A 24,460-nucleotide genomic window follows, 5' to 3' on the forward strand; every position below is an offset into this window, starting at 1 on the left:
CCTTCTATTATTTTATGAAACTATAAGAACTATTCACGAATTTGGCCGTTGCCATGAATAACATATTTTGTTGATGTTAATGCAGGCAAGCCCATTGGTCCACGGGCATGTAGCTTTTGTGTACTAATACCGATTTCTGCACCATAGCCAAATTCAAAGCCGTCTGTGAAGCGGGTGGAGGCATTATGATACACTGCTGCTGCATCAACATTGTTTAAGAACGTCTCGGCGGTTAATTGATCTTCTGTAATGATGGCCTCAGAATGATTTGTGCCAAAGTATTGAATATGCTCAATCGCTTCATAGACATTTTCCACCAATTTAACGCTTATTTTTAAATCAAGGAACTCTGTCGCATAATCTTCCGCCGTAGCTGGAAGGGCAGCTGCAAATTGCTGACATACTTGCTCATCACCGATGATGGCTACACCTGCATGATGAAGGGCCGTTAAAAGCTGGACGCCATGTTCTTGAAACCAAGTAGGATGAATGAGTAAGCTTTCTGCTGCATTACAAACAGAAGGACGCTGTGTTTTAGCATTCAGACAGATTTTTTCTGCTTTTATGTAATCCGCCATTTCATCCACGTAAATGTGACAGTTGCCTGCACCTGTTTCCAGTACAGGAACAGTCGCTTCATTGACAACTAAATCGATCAGGGCTTTGCCACCGCGAGGAATGAGCACATCTAAGTACTCTTTTAAATGGAAGAGTTCTTTGGCTGTTGCGCGGCTTGTATCCTCAATTAATTGAACAGCATCTGTAGGGATGGATGTTTTAGCAAGCGCGCGATGAATACTTGCAACAAGAGCCATATTAGAAAACTTAGCAGAGGAGCTTCCACGCAAAATAACTGCATTGCCCGTTTTTAGGGAAAGTGTTGCTGCATCGATCGTGACATTTGGTCGAGCTTCATAGATCATACCAATAACACCAAGTGGCACAATTCGTTTTTCAATGCGCAGCCCATTGTCTTTTTCAATGCGTTCAACAATTGTACCAACTGGATCGTTTAAGGAGATGAGTAAATGAATGGCATCGGCCATTGCCGCAATCCGTTCTTCATTGAGCATGATGCGATCTAACGTAGACGCAGGAATACCTTGCTGCTCACCCTGTGCCAAATCCTTTGCATTTTCAGCCATGATGTCAGGTTGATCAATTAATAGCTGTTCTGCAATTTTTTTCAGTGCCTCATTTTTCTCGCAGGTTGTTTTAATATTTAACATGTAGCTTGCGGCTTTTGCGCGTTGTCCTTTTTCTTGAATTTCACTTGTCATTTGTCATTCCTCCTTAATTCGTTTGAATTTTCAGCCATTTGTCTCGGTGAATTACCTCAATAGGGCTTTTCAGCAATGTATCAGTCCGTTTTCCCATGGCAGAGATAAGCTCTTGGGATGAGTACAGTACTTCGCCGCGTCCCAGTAAGTCCTTCTCACTATAGACTTCAACAACATCACCATTTACAAAATCACCTTCTACACGATAGACGCCAGCAGGTAATAGACTTTTCCCATTATTCATTAAAGCCTGTTCAGCACCACTATCTATAAAAATTTTACCAGAAATTTCCGTAAGTGCAATCCACTGTTTATGATTTGTTAACACAGCAAGCTCGTCATGCTCCACATAAGTGCCATCACCATGTCCTGCTAAAATATCGACGAGCTTCTGTGCACCATGACCTGTTCCGATAAATACCTTCACCCCTGCACGTAGCGCTGTTCGGGCAGCCAGAAGCTTAGAGGCCATGCCACCTGTGCCAACCTTTGATCCTGTACCATCCGCAAAGCTTAGCAAATCATCTGTAATAGCCGCTAATCGATCAATGCGCTCTGCCTGAGGGTTTTTATTGGGATTGGCATTATAAAGGCCATTGATATCTGTTAAAATGATGAGCTGATCTGCGTGGACAAGTCCACTGACGAGTGCTGAAAGCATATCGTTATCTCCAAAGGTTAATTCACTAATTGACACTGTATCGTTTTCATTAATAATCGGTAGCATGGATCGTTCTAACAATTCTTCGAAAGTCGCATAGGCATTTTTATAGCATTCTTTTTTAGAAAAATCTGTTCGTGTCAATAATATCTGTGCAGGCATGATATCGTAAATACTAAATAAGGCACTGTACGTTTGAATAAGTAGGCTCTGTCCTACAGCAGCAGCTGCCTGCTTTCCTTTCACTGTCACAGGGCGAGCAGGGTAGCCTAGTTGTTTAAAACCCGCCGCTACAGCACCTGACGAGACAAGCAACACTTCATGACCCAATTTCTTCAACTCGGCGATTGCCTGCACATGGTCCATTAAGCGAACTTTATCGATTTCACCCTTCACATTCGTTAAAGAGCTACTACCAATCTTAACAACAATTCTTTTTCTCTCCATCTCACTACCTCCATCATTGCTGAATCAAGATAAAAAAAAGCCTTTTCATCCTAAAAATTAGGACGAAAAGACTTGCCTTCCGTGGTACCACCTACATTGAATATCATGCGACATTCCACTTTTCTCATAACGCTTGAGACTGCGCCTAGTTTGGCTAGGACGTTTCACGAAGTAGGTTTCATTAGTCTTTCTTGTACAATGCCTTCCAGCCGATGGGCATCGCTCTCTTTTCAAGCAGTGGCTAACTACTGGTCTTCGTTCGTTTTCTCATCTATTGACTAAAGGATGCACTACTTCTATAAGTCTGTCAAGCTGAATGGACAAATTACTTGAAAGTTTTGATAAATTAAGAAAGGGATGCGCTAAAACGCTAAAGAGGTTGCTTATTCAATTATTTAAACCACCAAATCGCAATGAAAAGGGGAAGCATAGCCAGTACAATGACAAAGAAACTCCAAATGACTTGTTTCCCCGAAGACATATTTTTGGGTTTAATGCTCATTTGTTCATACAGCTGGTTAATGGCCCGTTGCTCTTTCGCATAAAGCATTGCTTGAAATTCTTCGTAATCTTGTATATAGCTAGAAGGGGCACGTGGACTGAAGCGTAAATTTCGAATGGAATCTGTAATCTCTTTGTCAGCCATCCAATACGTGATGACAGGTGCTAAGCCTGCGTTTTGTGTGGCCTTTACCTCAATGTCATGGGATTTCATTTTATAGTAAACCTGTCCATGCTCATCCTCATATTGCGTGACAATATCACTTACTGCCATTATCAATCACCTCTTATGGAAGTTATCTGGTTTATCATGAGTTTCTACTATTATAATGGATTAGGGAAGAAAAGTATCGCTTGAGCGAGCATAAATTGTGAAACCAAAATTTAAAAAAAGTTTTGGATAAAGTCATAAACTTACATCTAGTGAGAACAACGTCATGTAGTATAATGTATATAGTTTTTTAAAAGAAGTTGAAGGAAGGGAAAGTTTTGGACATCTCAACGTTATTTGCGTTTTTAGGGGCTGCGATGATTTTAACCATTATGCCAGGGCCCGATAATTTATTTGTGCTTGCCCAAAGTATTACACAAGATAAAAAAGCGGGTATTGCCACATCTCTTGGATTGTGTACAGGGCTACTTGTTCATATTAGTGCAGCAGTACTTGGTATTTCTGCGATAATTTATCAATCGACCATTATTTTTACCATCGTCAAATTTGCAGGAGCAGCGTATTTATTATATCTAGCTTGGCAATCATTTCGTGCTAAAGGAGACCCTTTTACGTTGCAACAGCAAAATACGCAAGCCTATATTAAATTATATAAAAAAGGAATATTAATGAATATTTTAAATCCTAAAGTATCGTTATTTTTCCTAGCGCTGTTACCACAGTTTGTTAATCCATCGCAAGGACATGTGGCGTTTCAAATGCTTATTTTGGGTATTGTATTTTTAATACAAGCGCTTGTATTATTTTCATTGTTTAGTATATTTGCAGGGAAAGTTAGACAAGTCATTATTGGTAAACCTGCGATTGCTAAACGACTAAATACAGTTCAAGGTATTCTATTCACATTTATCGGGATACAGATTGCCATCAGCAAACAGTAGGGAGGAATGGACATGGCTATTTTACATATTACCTTTAGCTTAGCAACGCAGGGTTCTATGAAACTTGCAATTCGTCAACATCGTTTGCAGCGAAATGAATCAGTTCTAAGTGTCCATGATGATCTCTCGATTGGACCTCTTCAAAACTTTGAAGAACGTAAAACTTGGTTAGCCACGCATATTTTAGATGATGATGACCAGCAATTGTATGATGAGATGTATGAAAACTGGAGGAAAAAAATCGCTAATTTACCTTGTGATGTGGATGTGTGGATTTGGTATAGTCACAACACACATGAACAGATAGGACTGCGCTATGTGATGAGTGAGTTAATTCATAAATGCAGTATGGTGTATGGTATTGATGCAACGGAGAATCTGAAGAGTATTCACCCCAATTTAGACATTCGCCATACAGGCGAGCTTTCCTCGGAAATGCTAATGAAGCTTCGCCCTAGTGCAAAACGATTCTCTGTGCAAGAATGTCAGCAACTCGCTAAGGAATGGGAAAACATTAAAGAACAGCCAAGTACATTACGGTTATGGAAAAGTGAACTATTGCATGTAGAGGAAGATGCAATGGATGCATACATTATCGCCAGTGCAAAAAATTTGCATTTACAGCAAAATGAAGAGTGGCTAATGCCTACGCATATTTTGGCACAGACATTTGAAACATTTGTCCATTATGTAGGAAATGATTTTGTAGAGTATCGCTTACTGACGCTCGTCGAACAGGGAGTATTTGCAATGAAAGGCGATACAACGGATATTTTTTCCTATCAGGTTAAATTACTGTAGCATAAAAAAGATCAGGGCTGCCAAAGCCTTGATCTTTTTTATATTATTTATTGTCATAAAAATCAAAAACAAATTGTTTAAACTGACGTGCAGATGGCGATAAATAACGATTTTCTATCCAAGCCATGCCGATAATTCGTTCACATACCATATCCTCAACATGGATTTTAACGATTTTTTTGGGGTTTAAATCCTCATCATCGGGCAGTAAGGAAACGCCAAGCCCCGCACCAACAAATCCAGCGATTGTCGATACTTCATCACCTTCATAAGAAATTTTAGGCTTAATGCCCGCAGCATTTAATAAGCGATCAGCTGAGCGGCGTAATGCATAGCCTTTTTTCATTAAGACAAAACTTTCATGCTCCAATTCTTTCATTTTGATGCTTTTACGATGGGCTAATGGATGGTCAATTGGGACCATTATAAAGAGCTCATCTCGCCATAATTCCTTCCAACAAACTGGCGGCTCTGTATCGATCGCGGCTAGTAGGCACAAGTCTAACTCACCAGCCAGTAATTGTTTTAACTGTGAATGGGAGTAGTTTTGTGTGAAATGAAAACGGATATGGGGATGTTTTTGACGGAAGGCACGAATCAAGTCGGGTACAATACTCGTTCCAAGTGTATGTAAAAAACCGAGTGATACATCTCCAAGTTCTGGATTATTAAGCTCCTGTAATTCTAAAACAGCCTTTTCATATTCTTTACGCATGCGCTGGACACGATATAAAAATAGCTCTCCATATCGGTTTAGCATAATCGAGCGCCCTTGTCTGTCGAAAAGCGGTACACCTAATTCTTCCTCCAGCTTTGAAATTGAACGACTAAGTGCTGGCTGTGAAATCGCTAATGCTTCGGCAGCCCGTGTCATATGCTCTAACTTTGCAACGGTTACAAAATATTCTAATTGTTGCCACTCCATTTTTTTCACCTCTTTTCTTGTGATTTTTAAGTTATCTGCATTATAACGGGAAACAGACGGGAAGTATAGGTAACAAAAAATTTTTAAAAGGACGTTGCAATTATTTAGCAGAAAGGAAAAGTTAAGTAGCAGAAAGTGTGATAGTACAGCCGTTAAGTTGACATCATTCATGCACAATAAACATTGATTTGATAAAAACTATAAATTGTACATTATGAATAAAGGGTGATAAGATAGACACATAAAATACACAATTATTAATTTCCGTGAAGGGGATATCATAAAATGAAGTTAACAAAGCCACAACCTCTAACAATCGAGGGAGGCAAAAAAGCCGTACTATTACTGCATGGATTCACAGGTAGCACAAAAGATGTGAAAAAGCTAGGAGAATTTTTATCTCAACGAGGTTATACTGTGCATGCACCAATTTATAGTGGGCATGGCGTAGAACCAGAAGCATTATTAGAAACAAAACCAGAAGATTGGTGGAACGATGTAGTAGAAGGTTATAACTTCCTACAAAAGAAAGGCTATGAAGAAATCGCTGTTGTTGGGATTTCACTTGGAGGCGTCTTTTCGTTAAAGGTCGCAGAGACATTCCCAGTAAAAGCATGTGTAGCGATGTGTGCACCGATTACACGTGATAATTCAAAAGGCTTATTTACACGTTTGTACCACTATGCTCGTTTATATAAACACTTTGAAAATAAATCAAAAGATCAAATTATTTCAGAATTACATGAATTACGTATTTCACCGAAGGATTCATTGGACGGCGTAACACGTTTAACAACAGAAACGCGTGAAGAATTATCAACGATCAAAGCACCAACTCTTGTGTTACAAGGCTCACTAGATGATGACCTATATCAAGAAAGCGCACCTTTTATTTTAAATACTGTGGAAACAGACGACAAAGAAATCATTTGGTATGAAAACTCTGGCCACATTATTACATTGGACAAAGAACGCGATAAAGTGTATGAAGATGTTTATAAATTTTTAGATCATATTGAATGGTCAGTTGCAAACTAAGAAGGGGCTGTCAGTAGACAGCTCTTTTTTTGTTGAATCTCACTGGATAAACGAAAAAACTATTGTAATTATAATAAATGCTTGATAACATGATGAAATTGTAGTGAAAAATCATTCGATTAAAATAATTTGCTATAGTCTAAAACTTCTAAGGAGCACATCAATTATGCAACAAAAAATACCTTTTTCAACTTACGCAGTCATTGGTACCATGTTATTTGGACTGTATTTTGGAGCAGGGAACCTAATTTTTCCTATTCAAATGGGTCAATTTGCTGGGACTAATTTTTGGTTTGGATTAATCGGATTTTTAGTGACTGCTATCGGCTTACCATTCCTCGGAATTTTGGCAATTGGCTTATCAGGTAGTAATGGTTTACGTGATCTAGCCAATCGTGTTCATCCTATATTTGGTATTATTTTTTCATTGGCACTGTACTTAACAATCGGACCATTCTTTGCCATCCCACGTACAGCAACTGTACCTTTTGTAGTAGGGTTTGAGCCATATATTCAAGCACAGCATGCAACGCTACTACTAGCTGTATTTAGCTTTGTATTTTTCGCGATTGTCTACTATTTTTCTTTAAATCCAGCGAAAATAATGGATTATATCGGTAAATATTTAACGCCTGCATTTTTAGTTGTTTTATTTATTTTAATTATTACAAGCATTACGAAGCCAATGGGCCATTTCCAGCAGCCAATTGGTGAATATATGGATGCCGCCTTTATGACAGGCTTTAAAGAAGGCTATAATACGATGGACGCCCTTGCCTCACTAGCCTTCGGGATTGTTGTCATTAATGCAATTAAAAGTGCAGGGATTACAGATCGTAAGGAAATTGCCAAGGCTACATGGACATCAGGTATTTTTGCGATGGCTTTAATGACGCTGATTTATGGTCTCATAACATATATGGGCGCTTCCAGTATTAATGCTGTCGGGACTTTTGATAATGGTGGTTTAATCTTTGCGGCAGTGGCCGATCATTATTTCGGCTCATTTGGAGCTATTTTATTGGCGGTCATCATCGTGCTCGCTTGCTTAAAAACAAGTATCGGCTTAATTACATCTTGTAGTGAGTTTTTTCATGAGGTATTTCCAAAAATTAGTTACAAATGGTTTGTGTTTCTGTTGTGTGCTGTATCCTTTACGATTGCGAATTTTGGTTTAAACAATATTATCAAATATGCTATTCCAGTTTTAATGTTCTTATATCCATTAGCAATCGTCCTAATCTTGCTCGCTCTAAGCTCATCCTTCTTTAAGAATAAGCAAACAGTGTATGCCATAGCGATGATTTTTACATTTTTCATTAGCCTGATTGATGGCTATAAAGCTCTGGTAGAAAGTGTGCCAGATGCGAAGTTAGGTATATTGGATGCAGTAGAGAAATACTATTCTGCGATGCTACCTTTTTATGATATTGGCTTAGGATGGATACTGCCAGCGTTAATAGGGGCAGTAATTGGAAGCATGATTCCGTCTCGAAAAGTTATATAATGAAAGAAACACGCACAGAAAATGTCTCTGTGCGTGTTTCCTTATGGATTAGTAAGCTGTCCAGCCACCATCAACAGCAATAACTTGTCCATTCACAAAGCTAGCCTCATCTGAGCCTAGGAAGATCGCTAATTGAGCGATTTCTTCTGGCTGACCAGCCCGCGGATTGATGGATAGTCCTAATGCTTGTCGTGCAGCACCTGTTTGGCTCATATTTGTCATAGAAGAGGCGATATTGGTCATCACTGCTCCTGGAGCAATACCATTACAGCGAATATTTTTATCAGCATACATAAAGGCTGTATTTTTTGTTAAACCAACTACCGCATGTTTTGAAGCTGTATAAGCAGCCCCAGCCCGTGCACCATATAAGCCACCTGCAGAAATATTATTGACAAAGACACCATGACCTTGTGCAAGGAAAATTTCGGTAGCCATACGCATAGAGCGCATAACAGCTGTTGTATTCACTGCAAATACTTTTTCCCATCGTTCATCAGAAATTTCTCCAACTGGCTCCATACCATCCATAATACCTGCATTGTTGACTAATATATCTAATTGACCATAGTTCGTTTTTGTTTCATCAAATAAGCGTTGTAAGTCTTCTGTTGATGCGACATTGGTTTGAATGGCAAATGCTGTTCCTCCAGCAGCTTGAATACCTTCCACAACCGCTTGGGCACCCTCTAAATTTAAGTCTGAAACGGCAACCTTAGCGCCTTCTTTTGCATATCCTTCTGCAATGGCTTTCCCCATACCTGAAGCTGCACCTGTCACAATGGCTACTTTACCTTCTAATCTCATCTCAAAGACCTCCTCATAGTAATATCTTTACTTATTGAACATCTGTTCATTAAAATCATATAATAAAGATGAAAGCGATTTCAATATGCAAAAAAATGGGATGTGTTGAGTAATCAACACATTTGGACAATCTGTTTATTAAGGAGTTGAAAAAATTGCGTACTACGGATTTAAGGATTATTAAAACGAAGCAAGCTCTCCACGATGCTTTATTGACATTGCTTAGCCAAAAACCATTGGAGCAAATCTCCATTGCTGAAATTTGTAGAGAAGCAAAGGTCAATAGAGGAACCTTCTATTTACACTACGAGCAAAAAGAGGGGCTCTTTGAAGAATATTTTCAGGAGATAATGGAGGATTTATATCAATCCTATGAAGAACCCTATCGTGCCGTCACGACATTGGACACAAATCAATTAGATCCCAATACTATCCGTATTTTTCATCATATTGAACGCTTTAAAATGTTTTACCGTATCGTCTTTTCTAAAAATGTCCCGCTGACCTACTATTACATGCTATTTGATGGGATTTATTCCCTGCTAAAACGCGATATTACCACACAGCACATACATCAAATGGAGGATCATATCTCGATCGACTATTATAGTGCCTATCAAGCAAACGCCATCATCGGGCTTATCATCCAATGGTATCGCGGCGATTTCAGCGATAGCGTGACCATGTTAAATCAACAGCTAGCAGCTATTTTAAAGAATGTGAGGAGTGGGGGATAGAACGCTTGAATTGAAGGATAGAAGAGAAAAAGTGGCGGATAGAACGCTCAATTTGAAGGATAGAGAGAGAAGTGGCGGATAGGACGCCAGAATTGAAGGATAGAAGAGAAAAAGTAGCGGATAGCCAGCTCAAAGTGAAGGATAGAAGAGAAAAAGTAGCGGATAACCACTCAAAGAGAAGGTCTACATCATCTTGTAGACCTTCTCTTTTCTATTAAATCATCGGACTGGAGCAGGCTTAAATGTGACGATCAACGTAGCAATGGCTAGTGTCACGAAGATGATGATGCCTAAGGAGCTACTGTTTTGCAGGAGATTATCAGAACTACCACCAAAGATGATTGTGTAGTAGCCATCTGCTCCATACGTGGCTGGTAGCATGGCAGCGACCTGTTTGTATCCTTCAGATAGCATTGTTTTTGGAACAAGTACACCTGATGTTACTAATTGGAGTGAGAGAGCACAAATATTAAATATCATCCCCATATTCCCAAAGGCAATCACAAATACTTGGGCCAAGCTAAGGAAAGCAAGGTACATTACAGATTGGAAGAGATAAATCGACAACAGGCTTTCTTGACTATCGATATTAAAAAGGTACATCAAGCCAATTGTTATGAATGGCAATGTAAAGGCTACGCCCACATTGAGTAGCTGTCGTGCGAGAAACAATTGCCATTTTGATAGGCTGTCTTGAACGAGTTGTGCTGCTTGCTGGTGTTGCATAATCATAACCATCGCTCCCACAAAGGAGGAGATGATGACCATAAGTGGGACAAAGTTTGCAGCAAATCCCTTTACATCATTGGTTTTTACAATCGTACCATCGACGGGGTGGTCTTTGACATTCATTACAGTCGTTTTGACAGAAGTGGTAATTTGTTGGGCAGTGTGTTGCTCGAAGGGAAGCTGAGCAAATTGTTGAGCAAAGACTGCAACGGCTTGATTTTGTTGCATTGGATAGAGGGCTTGATTGATTTCTACTGTTAATTGCTTTGCTACACCCTCCATCATATTTTTCGCTACACTTGCATTGGCTTGATTAATCGCATAAATAATTTCAGCCTCTTTCCCTGCTTGAATTTGATTTGTAAAATCGGCTGGAATTTGCATAATCATATTAATTTGTCGTTCGTTTAATGCGCTCTCAGCTTCCTCCATCGAAGAATAGTCCTCCATTGCAAAGGGGATGGAGCCTTTGATGTTCTGTGCTACCTGTTGACCCATTACAGAATCTTCCACAACAATACCAATGCTTAACTGTTCCGCTCTTTCATTGACACCATCATAGGCAGTCATCCAAATTGTAAAGAATATTAATTGGAAGGCAATGGTTGCAACAATGCCGATATAGGTTTCACGAACTCGCAATAGTGCTTGTAAACCTGTCATTTTTTATTCCCCCTAAAATTAAGTAAGTACTTACTTGCATTGATTAGAAAAATTTTTTCTAGGAAACGAGTCCCCTAGAAAAAATAGCAACACTAGTTTGTAAAAGTTCTTCAGTTGGTAAGTCAGACACGATAGTTCCAAGACGAGCACGTGACATAAAATGACCAAAATTCAAAGCTATAAGCGATAACGCTGCTGCTTCAAAATCAACTTCTCTTATTTTTCCTTGTTGATGCATCTCTTGAAAATAGTGAATGAGCTCCTTTTTTATGAGGAGCGGGAGATTGGCGATTTCCTCACTAATTTCAGGAAATTGAATAGATTCCTTAAAGCCGATCATGACAAAATCTTTAATCGACATTAAAAAATGAAAATGCTTCAGTGAGAAATTCAATAAATCCTTTTCTAATTCCCACGTTACATTTTGATTGATCTCCTGCTGTAGAAGAGGATAATAAGAAAATTGCTCAATAATGGCTTTTAATAAACCACGTTTGTTGCCAAAGTGACGAAAAAGAGTGACCTCATTGACACCTGCTAATTCTGCAATGGTTTTGGTAGTTGCAGCTGTATAGCCTTTTTCACTAATCAATTGTAGAGCAGCTTCGATAATTCGTTGCGCAGTTCCTTTCGTTGTCAAGAACATACTTCCTTCCATGCAAGTAATTACTTACATCCTAGCATAGTATACAAGGATCTGCAACACTGTGAATGAGCGTTGACAATTATATCGACTGCTGATATATTTTGAATATATCGACTGGCGATATATTGGTCGACGATATAAAGGAGGATTTGTATGACACAGGAGCATCCGCCATTAACAGAGGGCGTTTATTATATTTTATTAGCATTATATGAGGCGAGGCATGGCTATGGCATTATGCAATTGGTGGAAGAAATGAGCAATGGAAGAGTGCGCTTAGGGGCCGGAACCATATATGGTGCGATTAAAACATTGTTGGAACGAGGATGGATAGAGGCACTTGATGGAGATGGCAGAAAGAAAGAATATATTATTACTGAAACTGGAAAAACAGTGGTGGAATATGAAATTTTACGATTAAGGGAACTTTTTGACAATGGTATCCGTATAACGAGAGGAGTTGAATAATATGCATAAATATCGATTGATGATTAATCCCTATGCAATAGAGAAGTGGGTCAATGACATGGCTAGTAAGGGCTGGCACTTAAAAAAATTTACATGGATTCGTTTTACGTTTGAGCGTGGAGAACCAAATAGCTATATTTATCGCCATGATGAATTAGAGCGATTCGGTACGCACTATGAAGAGGAATTTCTCGAATTTCTCAAATCCTCTGACATTGAACAAGTAGACCGCTCTGGAAATTTTATATTTTTTAGAAAAGCAGCACAGGAAGGTCCATTTGAGCTGTATACAGATAAAAAAACGAAAATTGGTAACCTGTCAAAAAAGATGAGGATCCTGCTTTCTCTTATTCTACTTAATTTGTTTATTGGACTAATCGGTTTAATTGGCGATTTTTCGGAGCAAACAACAGACTGGGTTGGTTTCTCGTTAAATACGCTGAATCTTGTGGTTGTTGTATTATTTGCCCTCCCATTCTATAAGCTTATGCGTATACGTAATCGATTAAAGAGAGAATTAAATGTATTTTCGGATTAACGAAGCATCTATTATTTTCCGGGAAATCAGAAAATAATGAAAAAGGAAGCATGAATTATAGTAGGAGTGATGCAAAATGAAAAAAAGAATGTATCGTTTTTTTATTGATTACGAAAAGGAAGAGCGATGGGTCAATGACATGGCAGATCGGGGGTGGAATCTTAAAAAGACGGTAGTAGGCTACTTTGTTTTTGAAAAAGGGACACCAGGTCAATATATTTATCGAAATGAATTTATCAATAGAAAGTCGAAGGATTATTTTGAGTTTCTAGACGAAATGAATATCGAGTGTGTGTCTAAGTTTGGTGGGTGGGCCTATTATCGAAAACCAAAATCGGAGGGCCCTTTTGAGATATTTTCAGATGCTTCCTCGAAAATAAACTATATTAAATCCATGAATCGCATTTTTATATTCGTGCTACTGTTAAATTTAATCATTGGTATTTATAATCTATCGCTAGGTTTACGGGAATTCGTTGTAGGATCTATGAATACAAGTGTGGGGTGCATGAATTTGATTGTCGCCTTACTGCTATTCATTCCTATAGTAAAAAATGAAAATCGTAAAAAGGGCTTGAAACAAGACTTACATATATTTGAAGGATAAGGAGGAAGACAACATGACATTACAGTTACAGCATGTCACAAAGAAGTACAAGGATTTTACAGCTGTAGATGATTTAAATTTTACCATTGAAAAAGGGGAAATTTTCGGTCTAATTGGTCAAAATGGTGCCGGAAAAACAACGACATTCCGAATGATTTTAGATTTACAGGAGACGACAGCGGGGACGATTACTTGGGATGGGCAGCCAGTTAATGCCATTAACCGAGATGTCCTTGGTTATTTACCAGAGGAGCGTGGTATTTTCCCAACAATGAAGGTAGAGGAGCAGCTTTACTTTTTTGGTGAGCTACGTGGCATGAAACGAGCAGAGCTGAAAAAGGAAATAGATTTTTGGATTCAACGTTTTGAACTGGAGGAAAAACGCAAGGATAAGGCAGAAACACTGTCAAAGGGGAATCAGCAAAAGGTACAGCTAATTGCAAGCTTTATCCATAAACCTGCGTTTTTAATTTTAGATGAGCCGTTCAGTGGGCTAGATCCCGTCAATAAAGATTTACTAAAGGATGCTATTTTACTATTGAAAGAGCAAGGCACGACGATTTTGTTCTCCAGTCACCAAATGGACAATGTCGAGGAGCTTTGTGATCATTTGTGTTTATTAAAACGAGGTGTTTCTTTATTTTCTGGAAGCTTACTAGATTTAAAGAAACAATATGGTAAAACAAAGCTTGCTGTCCGTACGGATTGGTCAACAACACAATTATTGGCACTTGAGGGTGTCAAGGATGTGCGTGTAGAGAAGGAGCAAACAGTGCTTACATTAGTGGACGAAAGCTTTGCTCAAGGTATCTTTGAGCAGCTATCCAATGGGAAGTATATTGAAAAATTCAGCTTAGATTATTTATCGTTAGATGAAATCTTTAAAGATAAGGTAGGTGGCCATGTTGTCGAAGTTTAGTTTATTAATGAAGCAATTATATAAAGCTAAAATTAAATCAAAATCCTTTATCTTAATGACTTGTTTATATGTAATTGTCATGTCAGTGGCTGTCTTCTGGTCAGAAATTAAGGAATTATTCACAGGTGATGATGAAGCACAGCAAATCGCGATTATTAATAAAACCTCTGCTGATCTAAGTGGTATTTTTGTCTCGAATGGAGATATGAATTTTATTCAAGATGAGCAAGATGTATCGACCCTTGAAAAAAGAGTAAAGGACGGCAAGCTGGATGCGATTGTGACGATTAACGACCAAAATGGTCAATTACATGCGGAAATTGCTACGTTTACACCACTGAAATTAAACGATCAATCTACATTATCATCCTTATTACAATATGCAGGACAACACTATGCCGTACAACAATTATCGCTTTCACCTGAGCAAGCGGCACAAATCATGGCAGCTCAAACAACAATTTCCACGAAAAACTTAAATGAGGCATCAACAGGTGGAAAAAGTGAAGAAGAAAAGCAATCAGGGCTAGTAGTTTCCTATGCGGTAGGGATTTTAATCTATTTCTTCATTTCTACATTCCTATCGATGATTACGACTGAAATAGCCTCTGAAAAAGGCTCACGCGCAATGGAAATGCTTTTAGTTAGTGTCAAACCTGGGACACATTTTAAAGCAAAAATCGCTGGAGTTTTATTGCTCGCTTTAACACAGATGGGTATTATTGCGATCGTGTTCCTTATCTATGCGAAGTTTATCAAAGGTGGAATGGTTTGGGATGCAGCTGCTAGCATTGTCAAGGAATTGTCCGTTGGCTATGTCATCTATGCTATCGTATTCCTACTGTTAACAGTTATCCTTTATCTTATTATCGGTGCATTATTTGGCTCTTTAGTATCGAAAGTAGAAGAGGCGGGTCAAGTATTAATGCCTGCGATGATTATTACGATTATTGGCTTCTATGTTATGCTGACAGGCATGGGGAATCCAGATACAATTATCATTAAAATATTCTCTTATATCCCACTAACTTCTGGAATGATCATGCCAATGCGTATTGGCGCTACAGATATCGGTGGCATTGTACCATTACTTTCTTTAGGAATTTTAGTCGTAACGATTGTTGTCGTATACCTATTCAGTTTATCGTTCTATAAACGTAGTGTATTGACATATAGCTCTGGCGGCGTCATTCAAAAAATTAAAACGGTATTAAAGGTAACAACATAACATAATGGCAGCTACATGGACAATGTAGCTGCTTTTTTGGTGTCATGGTGCCATTGTTAGCAAACAATGTAAAGGAATTTACGGAATCAGTCGAATTTTGGCTAGAAAGAAGCTATAATTTATAAAAGGGGATGGGATGATGTTAGCTAAATCAGAGGTGGAGGCAATTCTTGACCGATCATCAAATCAGCGTTTAGCAACAATCGAAGAAAAAGCGCAGCTCTTTCAAAAGCTTCAACAGCTGTGTCCTACTAGTAAAGAAATAGCAGAAATTCTTCACTATTGCACTGAAGTGGAAATTTTTGTTGATAATGCTCACCCTAATCAATATAGTTTGCAATATAAGGTACATCAGAATGGCTATTGTATAGCAGATTCGTATTTTTTCATCCTATAGAAAATGAAACTTTTTTACATGGTAATCGTAAGTAATTAGTAGAGATAAATTGCAGGGGGTAAAACATATGTCTGAATTCAACAATGATCTTTTAAAATCCAAGGACCCATTCGCTTCAGAAAATCCTTTATTACAGCCAAATCCACTTTTACAGCAAACGGCTGAGCAAAAGCCAGTACTTGTATCTGAGCAGGAACTATCACAAATCGCTCAAAACCAGCTAATGTTAAAGCAGGATCCAGAGGTTCATACACTTGCACAAAAAATTGATGTCAAAGATCAAATTGCCATGCTAGAGCTCGGTAAAGAAACGGCAAGTGGCATTTCAACCTTTTCTGATAAAATGCTCGCAACGATGAAAGCTAGTAAGCTGGAAGAATCGAGTGTGCTTTTAAATAACCTGAATAAAATTATGGATAAATTTGATCCACAGGATTTTGCGGAAGAGAAAAAGGGCGGTTTCATCTCCAAGCTCTTTAACAAAGGAAAAGAACAATTGGAAAGGTTCTTATCTAAGTATGACAGCATGAATAAAGAAGTGGATGTCATTTACCGTGAAATCCAAAAATATGAAGGGGAAATGAAGCGTAATACCATTGACCTTGAAAATTTGTATGATCAGAACTTAAACTACTTCCAATCATTAAGTAAATTTGTTGCAGCTATTGAAGTGAAAACAGAAGAGGTTCGTGCGTCTTTACCAGCACTTGAACAAAAGGCTCAAAGTGGTGATCAATTGGCAGCTATGGAATATGAAACAATGCTACGCGCTGTGGAATTATTAGAGCAACGTCGCTATGATTTAGAAATGGCACAACAAGTATCATTCCAATCAGCACCACAAATTCGCTTAATGCAGCAAGGGAACAATCATCTAATTGCCAAGATTAATTCTGCCTTTGTCACAACGATTCCGATCTTTAAGCAGGGGCTTATTCACGCAGTGACATTGAAGCGTCAAAAGTTGATTTCTGATTCTATGGTGGAACTAGATCGCCGTACGAATGAAATGCTTGTGCGTAATGCAGAAAATATTAGTAAGAACAGTGTGAATATCGCTCGTCAAGCTGGTAGCCCAAGCATTAAAATCGAAACCATTGAAACAACATGGCAAACAATTATGGCTGGTATTCAAGAAACAAAGCAAATTCAAGCAGAAACAGCAAGAAACCGTGAAGAAGGTCGTAAACGTATTGAGCGTTTGCAATTGGAGTATGAGAAACTGAAAAAAATGTAAGGCTAAAGCTTCTTGCAGCTATTGTTGCAAGAGGCTTTTTTTATGGAAAGGGTAGGCAGGTAGAGGCTCCTTCCACACAAGGGAAATGATCTTTGACAAAAAGCAAAATAGTGATTATGATAATGTTAAATGAGAATGATTATCAAATAGAAAAGGAAGCGGAAAGATGCTGCACAAAGGTATTCGATTACATGTAATTATTCGTGGAGGTGTGAAAAAATAAATGGCAAATAAAATAAATCCCTCTACATTGTCGTATGAGCCGTTTAAAGATGGAACGCTTGCTCTATACACGACAGATAGCTTAATGATTGTACCGCAAAGTCGCTATCTAGAGCTTTTGCATATGGAAGAGTTATATAATGCTATGTATAAGGATTTAGATAACAAGCAAAATGGTTTAGAACGAGAACGAAAAATGCTAAAAAAACAAAATGCACAGCTAACAGAGGATCTACAAAAGTTAAAGCAGCAAAACACGGTCTTGCAGAAAAAGGTCACTGAATATAATTGTGTGGTGGAGGAGATGAAGGTGCTCCGTCAACAAAATACAGATCTTCTCATTGAACTGAGTAAATATACAGCGATGTCAAGAGAGTCATTGACGGGGCCCTTGAAGTCGATGATTCGAGATATGCGTGAGCAAGGGGTTGGAATTAAAGAAATCCATATTCGCATCAAGCGCCAAATCAATCCAGAGATTAGCTATAGTACTGTACGCAAGTATATTTCTGAGCTAGAGTCGGAACAAAAAGGTTAACAGCTTTTAAAAGGAACTAGAAATTTGGCATTTACAGCAGCTACTCAAAGTCCTATAATGAGTCTATTCTTTAACTAGTTTAAGATTATAGGAAATCGTTAACCGATTTCAGTAAGAGTAGGAGCGTTAATATCATGTCAAATGAGAAAAAAGGAGTTTTGGCAGCCTTTTTTGCCTATGCCTTTTGGGGAGCATTCCCTCTATATTGGAAATTACTTGAGCATGTACCAAGTATGGAGATTTTATTATCCCGTGTCATTTGGTCCTTTGTCTTTACGGTGCTGGCAGTACTCGTATTTCGAATGCGTCAGGATCTCGTAGCAGATTTAAAATATTTATGGTCACATCAAAAGCATTTCTGGCAGCTTGCGGGTGCATCCTTTGTCATTTCAATGAACTGGTATTTATATATTTGGGCAGTGACGCATAATCATCTCATTGAAACGAGCTTAGGTTATTATATTAATCCGCTATTGTCTGTAATTTTCGGGGTGATTTTCTTTAAAGAATCGCTGAGTCGTGCACAATGGGTAGCAACAGGAATTGCTTTTATTGCGGTGATTATTTTAACGATCAATTACGGCTCAGTACCTTGGGTAGCTTTATTGATTGCCCTATCTTTTGCTATTTATGGTGTGCTGAAAAAGAAAATTACACTGGATGCTACAAGAGGCCTAGCCATTGAAACGTTATTGATTTTACCCTTTGCATTAGGCTATTATGTCTATCTTTTTGCTACACATCAAGCCTCGTTTTTACATGTCGATGTTAAAACAGATATTTTGATGATCTTTAGTGGTTTAGTAACAGCCGTCCCGCTTATTTTATTTGCGAAGGGGGCACAAAATATTCCTTTATATTTACTAGGATTTATCCAATATGTATCGCCAACGATTGTCTTGATTTTAGGCATTGTGCTTTACAAAGAGCCATTTAGTCAGGTTGAGCTCCTTGCATTCAGCATTATTTGGGCAGCTTTACTTTTATTTTCGGGTTCGAAAATTATAGAAACAAGAAAAGCCCATCATAAATCAGTTTCGTAAAAGACTTGTAGATTTTTCTACAGGTCTTTTTTATGTAACTTTTACAACTTCGCTTTGTAATGGACAAAACTTTTTTATTTCTTATCGATTGGGCTGCTGGATTGTCTGCTATTTTGTTTAATAGTATCTTAAAGATCGATGAGGCTAACAATGAATAACTCATTCACGGCAGCTTTATACTACGCTAAATGCAAGACTGCATAATGAAAGCCCATAGCATTTATTTCACCACTCACAGTTGATGTGGCAGAGACTGTAGGGATTATAAAAATAAATAAGAAAATGAAGGTAAACAGGCAATGGGTAGTCTTTTGTTGTATTTGGGTACTCCCTCCAAATATAGGAGAACACTTTTTGAAGGTAGGTACCTTTACTTTCCTGTTAGCATATAGTAAAATGTCAATAATTAGATAACAATGATCAATTAATGAGAGGTGCTTTTTGTGAGTGCGGTAGGTTCTAACTAGGTAAAAATTGAATGAAATAGTGGCGATGACGACAGCAGGGGATACATGTTATAAACACCCCTTATTTTGTCATGGATCTATTTCAACAACCTATGTAGATACCTACAATACTTTATTAAGCGTGGCAGATAGGATAGAAACTTCAATTAGCTGAAGTTTTATTTGTGATGCCAGGAAAACGCGCATTTTAAAGATAGAGCTGTGGGGATTCCTCACAGCTTTTTTATTTTGTTTAAACCATCATTGCTATCTATTATTGGGTAGGTATCTTCATGTATGATAAAACATTACAATGAGGAGCAAAAAGAAATGAATAATACTACACTTGAAAAATTACAATATCATGAATTAAAGGACATCGTTAAATCCTATTGTGTCAGCGGGTTAGGAAAACAGCTTTTAGATAAATTAATGCCAAGCTCAAACTTAGCAGTGGTAAAAAATCGGTTGAATGAAACAACAGAAGCTCGTGCAATATTGGATGCAGAGGGGCATGTTCCGTTTTTAGGGGTATCGAATATTGAGCATATTATGACAAAGCTTGAAAAGGGAATGCTTCTAGATCCCAGTGAGCTAGTGAGTATCTCTGATTTTTTAAGAGGCTGCCGCAACATCAAAAAATTTATGTTAGATAAGGCATTTTTTGCGCCTGTTCTTTCCTCTTACGCTCATTCTATGGCTGAATTTAAAAGCGTGGAGGAGGAAATTAATTTTGCGATCAAAGCCAATCGTGTAGATTCGGCCGCTAGTCGTGAATTAAAACGCATCCGACATCATATGGAAACGACAGAGGAAAAAATTAAAGAACGTTTAACGAAATTTTTAAATAACAGTGCTAATAAACCGTATATTCAGGAATTTTTTATTAGTCAAAAGGATGATCGCTATACGATTCCGATTAAGGCGACCTATAAAAATCATGTACAGGGTACGGTCGTTGAAATTTCCTCAAAAGGGGCAACCGTTTTTATGGAGCCAAGTGTTGTCGCTAAATTAAATGTAGAATTAGCTACCTTAAAGGCAGAGGAAGCCGTGGAGGAATACCAGATTTTAGCGTCTTTATCAGGGCTATTGATGGAACATCTTCATGCCATCTCCATTAACATGGAGTTGATTAGTCAATACGATATGGTTTTTGCCAAAGCGAAGTTCAGTAGACAAATTGGTGGTAGGGAGCCACGTATAAATGATTACGGTTATATTCAACTAATCAATGGTAAGCATCCATTACTACCAGGAAATGCGGTACCTCTTCAATTTTCCATCGCGAAAGACTACCGTAGCTTAATTATTACAGGTCCAAACGCTGGTGGGAAAACAGTTGTGTTGAAAACCATTGGCCTTTTAACATTAGCTACGATGTCGGGCTTCCATATTGTAGCGGACGAAGGAACGGAAATGGCTGTATTTGATCATATCTTTGTTGATATTGGCGATAATCAAAGTATAGAGAATGCACTTAGTACGTTTTCTTCTCATATGAAAAATCTTTCCGATATTATGAGAGCTGCTAATAATCATACACTCTTACTGTTTGATGAAATTGGCAGTGGAACAGAGCCAAATGAAGGAGCTGCACTAGCCATTGCAATATTAGAAGAATTTTATCAAATGGGCTGTATAACTGTGGCAACTACACATTATGGTGAAATTAAACGATTTTCTGAAATGCATCCTGATTTTATGAATGCGGCAATGCGCTTCCATGCTGAAACATTAGAGCCTTTGTACCAATTACTCATCGGCACCTCTGGAGAAAGCAATGCCTTATGGATTTCTAAAAAAATGAATGTCCGAGAAGCTGTTTTACAAAGAGCAAAGGATTATATAAATAATAAACAATATCAACTGACGATCGTTCAGGACAGTAAAATTCGAAAGCCTAAAGAAGAGAAAAAAAGCTTGGCAGCAGCTTATACATTTGCAAAGGGGGATCGTGTGAAATTATTGGACTATGATGATGTGGGATTGGTATATGAAGAAATGAATCCGTACAATAATGTCAGCGTATTCTATCAGGGGCAAATACTAGAGGTGAATGTAAAGCGGCTTGCCCTTGAATTACCTGCAACAGAGTTATACCCTGAAGGCTATGATTTAGAGACATTATTTGTAGACTATCAGGATCGGAAGCTTCAGCACGATATCGAACGTGGGTCGAAAAAAGCGTTACGCAAGATCCATAAACAAATAAAGAGTGATCGTCAGCAATAAAAACAAGGGATTGCACAGCCTCGTGCAATCCCTTTACTAATTAAGTTATGGAATCAATCTGTGCCTTAATCGTTCGATAGACTTCCTCAATTTTTCGTTTATAGGGCAAATCCACTAAATCCAGTGAATCTGTATAGGCCATTTTTGCAATTTCATAGGCTGTTGTTAGCTCACCAAAATGTGCATAGCAAAGGGCTTTATAGGAAAAGCATTCATTTAAGCTTAAAATATCATATGGATGATTAATATAGATCGGTCTGTGTTTATACTGTTCGAATGCAGCCTTCGCCTCCTCATATTGTCCAAGTAAATATAAGGATTTTCCTTTTTCAGCATAGTAAAAGTTTGGATCTAGCTTGTCTAAATAATCATCGTGTCTAAGCTGATAAAAACGTTCTATTTCAATCAGAGCCTGCTCATAATTATTGCTGTAATTATTACAATAATGTGCCTTCAATACAAAAATAAAAGCATCAACCTCAACACGTTCAGCAAATGCCTGATATTGCTCCAGTTTCATAAACATATGATTGGTTTGTTCAAAATCACGATCAATCATGGCACAATAGGCACCAATTCTGTACATATTATCAATCTGATAGAACAGTTGGTTTTTATGAGCATTGGCAATCGTCTCTTGAATTAATTTTTTCCCTTCCTCATGCTCACCAATTGCAAGTTGGAAAATACTTGTATAATAAGTCATTAATAAGGCATCACGAGAATCGAGCTGATAGTCCTCTTGTTCGATAATTTCCTTTGCCTGTAAGATACGATCGTACGCCAATGTATATTGACGTTTTGCTGCTAAAATAGCCATCTCGAGGATAAAGGTTTTGAACCAATGGCTGAGTAAATTAATTTCCTTAAAAATAGTGCGGGCTTGCTGAAGCGGGACTTCCCATGTTGTTAATCCAGCTTCATACTGGGCATCTGCGTAAATATACAATAAACGGCCAGCTTCATAACTTTGAGGCAGGCCCTCCACAGACGGCTTAATTAAATCGACAATTTCTTGATGATGATGAGCATCACCACGTTTTACTTCTGCAAATAAACTTTCCACCTGCTCTAATAGCTGGCGTATGGAGGATGGGGTTACTTCTTCCAGTAATTCACTAGCTTTTACACCTAAACGTTCAGCAATATAGTCAAGGCTTTCCATAGAAGGCTTAGCCTTATCATTTTCTATTTGGCTTAACATTCCTTTAGTTAGACGATCACCGGCAAGTGCCTCTAATGTTAATTTTTGTTCTTTCCTTAATTTGCGAATTCGTGTGCCTAAAGAGTCCACTGCCTCGCCTCCTTTTGTTTAATTATATTAAACTTTTGCTTGCATGAAAAGAGGAAGCTGTGGTATATTTTGTTTAACATAATTAAACTTTTTAATTTAGTTAAATAATGGAGGGATTTAGATGAATGAAGCGGAAAAATTAAAAAAGGCGACCTATCACTTATGGACGTTCACGGCGAGTAAAATGATTGCCATGTTGGGTGCAAACGTCATGGCATTCGGTATTAGCTTGTATATTTTAGCGATGACTGGGTCGGCAATGAGCTTCGCTACCAATATGATTTGTTCAGTATTACCCCGCGCCCTTGTGGCACCCTTAGCGGGCTATGTCGCAGATAATTTTTCAAAAAAACGCACAATATTAATAGCACAGGCAGGAACCATTTTGACAGTAGGGGGATTACTGCTTTATACAGAAACAGTAGGAATGTCCGTTTATGCTATATACATAGCTACTGTTTTTAATACGATTTGCTCAGCCTTTTCTGGTGTAACGTTTTCATCAGCAATTGCCACACTTGTCAATCCAGAGAGATTACAACGTGCGATGTCATTTAACCAAATGTCAATGTCCGTAGCTGCAATTGGAGGACCAGTCATTGGTGGTATGATGTATGGATTTTTTAATATGGATGTATTTTTAATGGTGAATATGGTGGCCTATGCGATTGCCTTTTGTTTAGAGGCAACAATGGATTTTAACCTTTATAGTACAAGAGGGGAAGATACGAAAAAAGAAAAGATGTGGGAAGGGCTGAAAAGTGGTTTTCATTATATCAAGCAACGTAACGTCATTAAGACCATTATGTGGGTAGCATTGTGGATCAACCTATTCTTTTCTGCCATCGCTGTTGGAGGAACGTACATCATTATTGAATTGCTAAAAGTAGAATCCACACACTTTGGCTTTATTGAAGCGTCTGGTGCATTAGGTATGCTCTTAGCATCCCTTTATTTCGCAACAAGATCTGAAGTAAAGGTACCTTTACGCTTTTCGAAAATCAGCTTATTACTATTGGCGGGAAGTGTTGGCTTAGCAGTCATCCCTTTAGTTACTGATTTTTCCTATATAGCTATTGTGATCTTCTATCTCATCATTTACTTTATTTTCGCAATTTTCGAAATGGGGATAAATATGCCCATCGGGGTGTATATGCAAAAAATCATTGCGGAAGAGTACCGTGGGCGTGTTTTTGGGCTAATGGAGACGATGGCGATGTCCATGATGCCGATTGGTATGGTAGTCTATGGCATGTTATATGATACATTACCAGCAACTATTATTTTACCAGTAACGAGTGTCATTATTATTATCATTTCACTTGTGATGCTGCGCTCATCTATTTTAAAAGAGGCACATCCAGAGTATTATGAAAAAGCAGCTCTCCCAGAAGGTGTTGCGAACACAACAACTTAAAATAACGAGGCTGGGA

General features: G+C 38.2%; 24 protein-coding genes. 16 read left to right on the forward strand and 8 right to left on the reverse strand.

All coding sequences use genetic code 11. From position 1 onward, the window contains the following. Window positions 1–29: 29 nt before the first annotated feature. From VK91_RS01680 to VK91_RS01690, 3 genes are all read right to left on the reverse strand, one after another. Entirely contained in the window at window positions 30–1,280 is a 1,251-nt protein-coding gene (locus tag VK91_RS01680; RefSeq protein WP_048390143.1) for a glutamate-5-semialdehyde dehydrogenase, read from the reverse strand. Window positions 1,281–1,293: 13 nt separating this feature from the next. Further along, window positions 1,294–2,388, reverse strand: coding sequence for a glutamate 5-kinase (gene proB, locus VK91_RS01685; protein WP_048390146.1), 1,095 nt, complete (start codon window positions 2,386–2,388; stop codon window positions 1,294–1,296). 391 nt (window positions 2,389–2,779) lie between these two features. Then, complete coding sequence (locus VK91_RS01690; protein ID WP_004229554.1) at window positions 2,780–3,163, reverse strand: hypothetical protein; 384 nt, start codon at window positions 3,161–3,163, stop codon at window positions 2,780–2,782. Window positions 3,164–3,378: 215 nt separating this feature from the next. Between VK91_RS01690 and VK91_RS01695 the strand changes: the two genes are divergently transcribed. Together VK91_RS01695 and VK91_RS01700 are read left to right on the forward strand one after the other, a co-directional pair. After that, entirely contained in the window at window positions 3,379–4,002 is a 624-nt protein-coding gene (locus tag VK91_RS01695; protein ID WP_048390149.1) for a LysE family translocator, read from the forward strand. 12 nt (window positions 4,003–4,014) lie between these two features. Next, window positions 4,015–4,803 (forward strand): DUF1835 domain-containing protein, encoded by a 789-nt coding sequence (locus tag VK91_RS01700; protein WP_048390151.1) that lies wholly within the window; start codon window positions 4,015–4,017, stop codon window positions 4,801–4,803. A gap of 43 nt (window positions 4,804–4,846) precedes the next feature. Here the strand turns inward: VK91_RS01700 and VK91_RS01705 are convergent, their stop codons facing one another. Beyond that, window positions 4,847–5,728 (reverse strand): LysR family transcriptional regulator, encoded by an 882-nt coding sequence (locus VK91_RS01705; protein ID WP_048390154.1) that lies wholly within the window; start codon window positions 5,726–5,728, stop codon window positions 4,847–4,849. Window positions 5,729–6,013: 285 nt separating this feature from the next. Between VK91_RS01705 and VK91_RS01710 the strand changes: the two genes are divergently transcribed. Further along, a complete protein-coding gene (locus VK91_RS01710; RefSeq protein ID WP_048390156.1) occupies window positions 6,014–6,766 on the forward strand; it encodes a carboxylesterase in 753 nt (250 codons plus the stop codon). Window positions 6,767–6,932: 166 nt separating this feature from the next. Further along, window positions 6,933–8,273, forward strand: a complete 1,341-nt coding sequence (gene brnQ / locus VK91_RS01715; RefSeq protein ID WP_048390158.1) for a branched-chain amino acid transport system II carrier protein — start codon at window positions 6,933–6,935, stop codon at window positions 8,271–8,273. 48 nt (window positions 8,274–8,321) lie between these two features. Here brnQ and VK91_RS01720 read toward each other — a convergent pair whose 3' ends face one another. Beyond that, window positions 8,322–9,080, reverse strand: a complete 759-nt coding sequence (locus VK91_RS01720) for an SDR family oxidoreductase (RefSeq protein WP_048390161.1) — start codon at window positions 9,078–9,080, stop codon at window positions 8,322–8,324. A 155-nt stretch (window positions 9,081–9,235) separates the two neighbouring features. On the opposite strand from VK91_RS01720, the gene VK91_RS01725 reads away from it, so the two are divergent. Continuing rightward, the gene (locus VK91_RS01725) at window positions 9,236–9,817 is read left to right on the forward strand and encodes a TetR/AcrR family transcriptional regulator (RefSeq protein ID WP_048390162.1); all 582 of its coding nucleotides are present in this window, start codon (window positions 9,236–9,238) and stop codon (window positions 9,815–9,817) included. Window positions 9,818–10,036: 219 nt separating this feature from the next. Here VK91_RS01725 and VK91_RS01730 read toward each other — a convergent pair whose 3' ends face one another. Together VK91_RS01730 and VK91_RS01735 are read right to left on the reverse strand one after the other, a co-directional pair. Next, on the reverse strand, window positions 10,037–11,209 hold the full coding sequence (locus VK91_RS01730) for a YhgE/Pip domain-containing protein (protein ID WP_048390167.1): 1,173 nt from the start codon (window positions 11,207–11,209) through the stop codon (window positions 10,037–10,039). Window positions 11,210–11,267: 58 nt separating this feature from the next. Then, window positions 11,268–11,855 (reverse strand): TetR/AcrR family transcriptional regulator, encoded by a 588-nt coding sequence (locus VK91_RS01735; RefSeq protein WP_227744833.1) that lies wholly within the window; start codon window positions 11,853–11,855, stop codon window positions 11,268–11,270. Between the two features lie 153 nt (window positions 11,856–12,008). Between VK91_RS01735 and VK91_RS01740 the strand changes: the two genes are divergently transcribed. The 10 genes from VK91_RS01740 to VK91_RS01785 all read left to right on the forward strand — a co-directional run bounded on the left by VK91_RS01740 (window position 12,009) and on the right by VK91_RS01785 (window position 21,733). Then, on the forward strand, window positions 12,009–12,323 hold the full coding sequence (locus VK91_RS01740; RefSeq protein ID WP_009374222.1) for a PadR family transcriptional regulator: 315 nt from the start codon (window positions 12,009–12,011) through the stop codon (window positions 12,321–12,323). Window position 12,324: 1 nt separating this feature from the next. Further along, a complete protein-coding gene (locus tag VK91_RS01745; protein WP_048390172.1) occupies window positions 12,325–12,861 on the forward strand; it encodes a DUF2812 domain-containing protein in 537 nt (178 codons plus the stop codon). 76 nt (window positions 12,862–12,937) lie between these two features. Next, window positions 12,938–13,468, forward strand: coding sequence for a DUF2812 domain-containing protein (locus VK91_RS01750; protein WP_048390174.1), 531 nt, complete (start codon window positions 12,938–12,940; stop codon window positions 13,466–13,468). 13 nt (window positions 13,469–13,481) lie between these two features. Continuing rightward, a complete protein-coding gene (locus VK91_RS01755; protein ID WP_048390175.1) occupies window positions 13,482–14,387 on the forward strand; it encodes an ABC transporter ATP-binding protein in 906 nt (301 codons plus the stop codon). Continuing rightward, a complete protein-coding gene (locus tag VK91_RS01760) occupies window positions 14,371–15,615 on the forward strand; it encodes an ABC transporter permease (RefSeq protein WP_081011063.1) in 1,245 nt (414 codons plus the stop codon). The genes VK91_RS01755 and VK91_RS01760 overlap by 17 nt, the downstream gene beginning before the upstream one ends. A gap of 139 nt (window positions 15,616–15,754) precedes the next feature. After that, window positions 15,755–16,012 carry a hypothetical protein gene (locus VK91_RS01765; RefSeq protein ID WP_048390179.1) on the forward strand — a complete coding sequence of 86 codons (258 nt, stop codon included), beginning with the start codon at window positions 15,755–15,757 and terminating at the stop codon, window positions 16,010–16,012. 67 nt (window positions 16,013–16,079) lie between these two features. Further along, entirely contained in the window at window positions 16,080–17,249 is a 1,170-nt protein-coding gene (locus VK91_RS01770) for a toxic anion resistance protein (protein ID WP_048390185.1), read from the forward strand. Window positions 17,250–17,472: 223 nt separating this feature from the next. Next, entirely contained in the window at window positions 17,473–18,009 is a 537-nt protein-coding gene (locus tag VK91_RS01775; RefSeq protein ID WP_048390186.1) for a hypothetical protein, read from the forward strand. A gap of 134 nt (window positions 18,010–18,143) precedes the next feature. After that, on the forward strand, window positions 18,144–19,052 hold the full coding sequence (gene rarD / locus VK91_RS01780) for an EamA family transporter RarD (RefSeq protein ID WP_048390187.1): 909 nt from the start codon (window positions 18,144–18,146) through the stop codon (window positions 19,050–19,052). Window positions 19,053–19,828: 776 nt separating this feature from the next. After that, window positions 19,829–21,733: an endonuclease MutS2 gene (locus tag VK91_RS01785; protein ID WP_048390188.1), complete on the forward strand. Its 1,905-nt coding sequence runs from the start codon at window positions 19,829–19,831 to the stop codon at window positions 21,731–21,733. 40 nt (window positions 21,734–21,773) lie between these two features. Here the strand turns inward: VK91_RS01785 and VK91_RS01790 are convergent, their stop codons facing one another. Next, window positions 21,774–23,027: a helix-turn-helix domain-containing protein gene (locus VK91_RS01790; protein WP_048390189.1), complete on the reverse strand. Its 1,254-nt coding sequence runs from the start codon at window positions 23,025–23,027 to the stop codon at window positions 21,774–21,776. 121 nt (window positions 23,028–23,148) lie between these two features. Here VK91_RS01790 and VK91_RS01795 point away from each other — a divergent pair, with 121 nt between their 5' ends. Next, window positions 23,149–24,444, forward strand: a complete 1,296-nt coding sequence (locus tag VK91_RS01795) for an MFS transporter (RefSeq protein WP_048390190.1) — start codon at window positions 23,149–23,151, stop codon at window positions 24,442–24,444. Window positions 24,445–24,460 lie beyond the last annotated feature (16 nt).

The sequence above is a fragment of the Lysinibacillus sp. LK3 genome, assembly GCF_001043675.1.
Lineage (GTDB): Bacteria > Bacillota > Bacilli > Bacillales_A > Planococcaceae > Lysinibacillus > Lysinibacillus capsici.

Bases quoted from the DNA above. Each gene is read 5' to 3' on its own strand.
- VK91_RS01680 (WP_048390143.1), bottom strand. From the start codon at position 1,280: ATGACAAGTGAAATTCAAGAAAAAGGACAACGCGCAAAAGCCGCAAGC.
- proB (WP_048390146.1), bottom strand. From the start codon at position 2,388: ATGGAGAGAAAAAGAATTGTTGTTAAGATTGGTAGTAGCTCTTTAACG.
- VK91_RS01690 (WP_004229554.1), bottom strand. From the start codon at position 3,163: ATGGCAGTAAGTGATATTGTCACGCAATATGAGGATGAGCATGGACAG.
- VK91_RS01700 (WP_048390151.1), top strand. From the start codon at position 4,015: ATGGCTATTTTACATATTACCTTTAGCTTAGCAACGCAGGGTTCTATG.
- VK91_RS01705 (WP_048390154.1), bottom strand. From the start codon at position 5,728: ATGGAGTGGCAACAATTAGAATATTTTGTAACCGTTGCAAAGTTAGAG.
- VK91_RS01710 (WP_048390156.1), top strand. From the start codon at position 6,014: ATGAAGTTAACAAAGCCACAACCTCTAACAATCGAGGGAGGCAAAAAA.
- brnQ (WP_048390158.1), top strand. From the start codon at position 6,933: ATGCAACAAAAAATACCTTTTTCAACTTACGCAGTCATTGGTACCATG.
- VK91_RS01720 (WP_048390161.1), bottom strand. From the start codon at position 9,080: ATGAGATTAGAAGGTAAAGTAGCCATTGTGACAGGTGCAGCTTCAGGT.
- VK91_RS01730 (WP_048390167.1), bottom strand. From the start codon at position 11,209: ATGACAGGTTTACAAGCACTATTGCGAGTTCGTGAAACCTATATCGGC.
- VK91_RS01735 (WP_227744833.1), bottom strand. From the start codon at position 11,855: ATGTTCTTGACAACGAAAGGAACTGCGCAACGAATTATCGAAGCTGCT.
- VK91_RS01740 (WP_009374222.1), top strand. From the start codon at position 12,009: ATGACACAGGAGCATCCGCCATTAACAGAGGGCGTTTATTATATTTTA.
- VK91_RS01745 (WP_048390172.1), top strand. From the start codon at position 12,325: ATGCATAAATATCGATTGATGATTAATCCCTATGCAATAGAGAAGTGG.
- VK91_RS01750 (WP_048390174.1), top strand. From the start codon at position 12,938: ATGAAAAAAAGAATGTATCGTTTTTTTATTGATTACGAAAAGGAAGAG.
- VK91_RS01755 (WP_048390175.1), top strand. From the start codon at position 13,482: ATGACATTACAGTTACAGCATGTCACAAAGAAGTACAAGGATTTTACA.
- VK91_RS01760 (WP_081011063.1), top strand. From the start codon at position 14,371: ATGTTGTCGAAGTTTAGTTTATTAATGAAGCAATTATATAAAGCTAAA.
- VK91_RS01765 (WP_048390179.1), top strand. From the start codon at position 15,755: ATGTTAGCTAAATCAGAGGTGGAGGCAATTCTTGACCGATCATCAAAT.
- VK91_RS01770 (WP_048390185.1), top strand. From the start codon at position 16,080: ATGTCTGAATTCAACAATGATCTTTTAAAATCCAAGGACCCATTCGCT.
- VK91_RS01775 (WP_048390186.1), top strand. From the start codon at position 17,473: ATGGCAAATAAAATAAATCCCTCTACATTGTCGTATGAGCCGTTTAAA.
- rarD (WP_048390187.1), top strand. From the start codon at position 18,144: ATGTCAAATGAGAAAAAAGGAGTTTTGGCAGCCTTTTTTGCCTATGCC.
- VK91_RS01785 (WP_048390188.1), top strand. From the start codon at position 19,829: ATGAATAATACTACACTTGAAAAATTACAATATCATGAATTAAAGGAC.
- VK91_RS01795 (WP_048390190.1), top strand. From the start codon at position 23,149: ATGAATGAAGCGGAAAAATTAAAAAAGGCGACCTATCACTTATGGACG.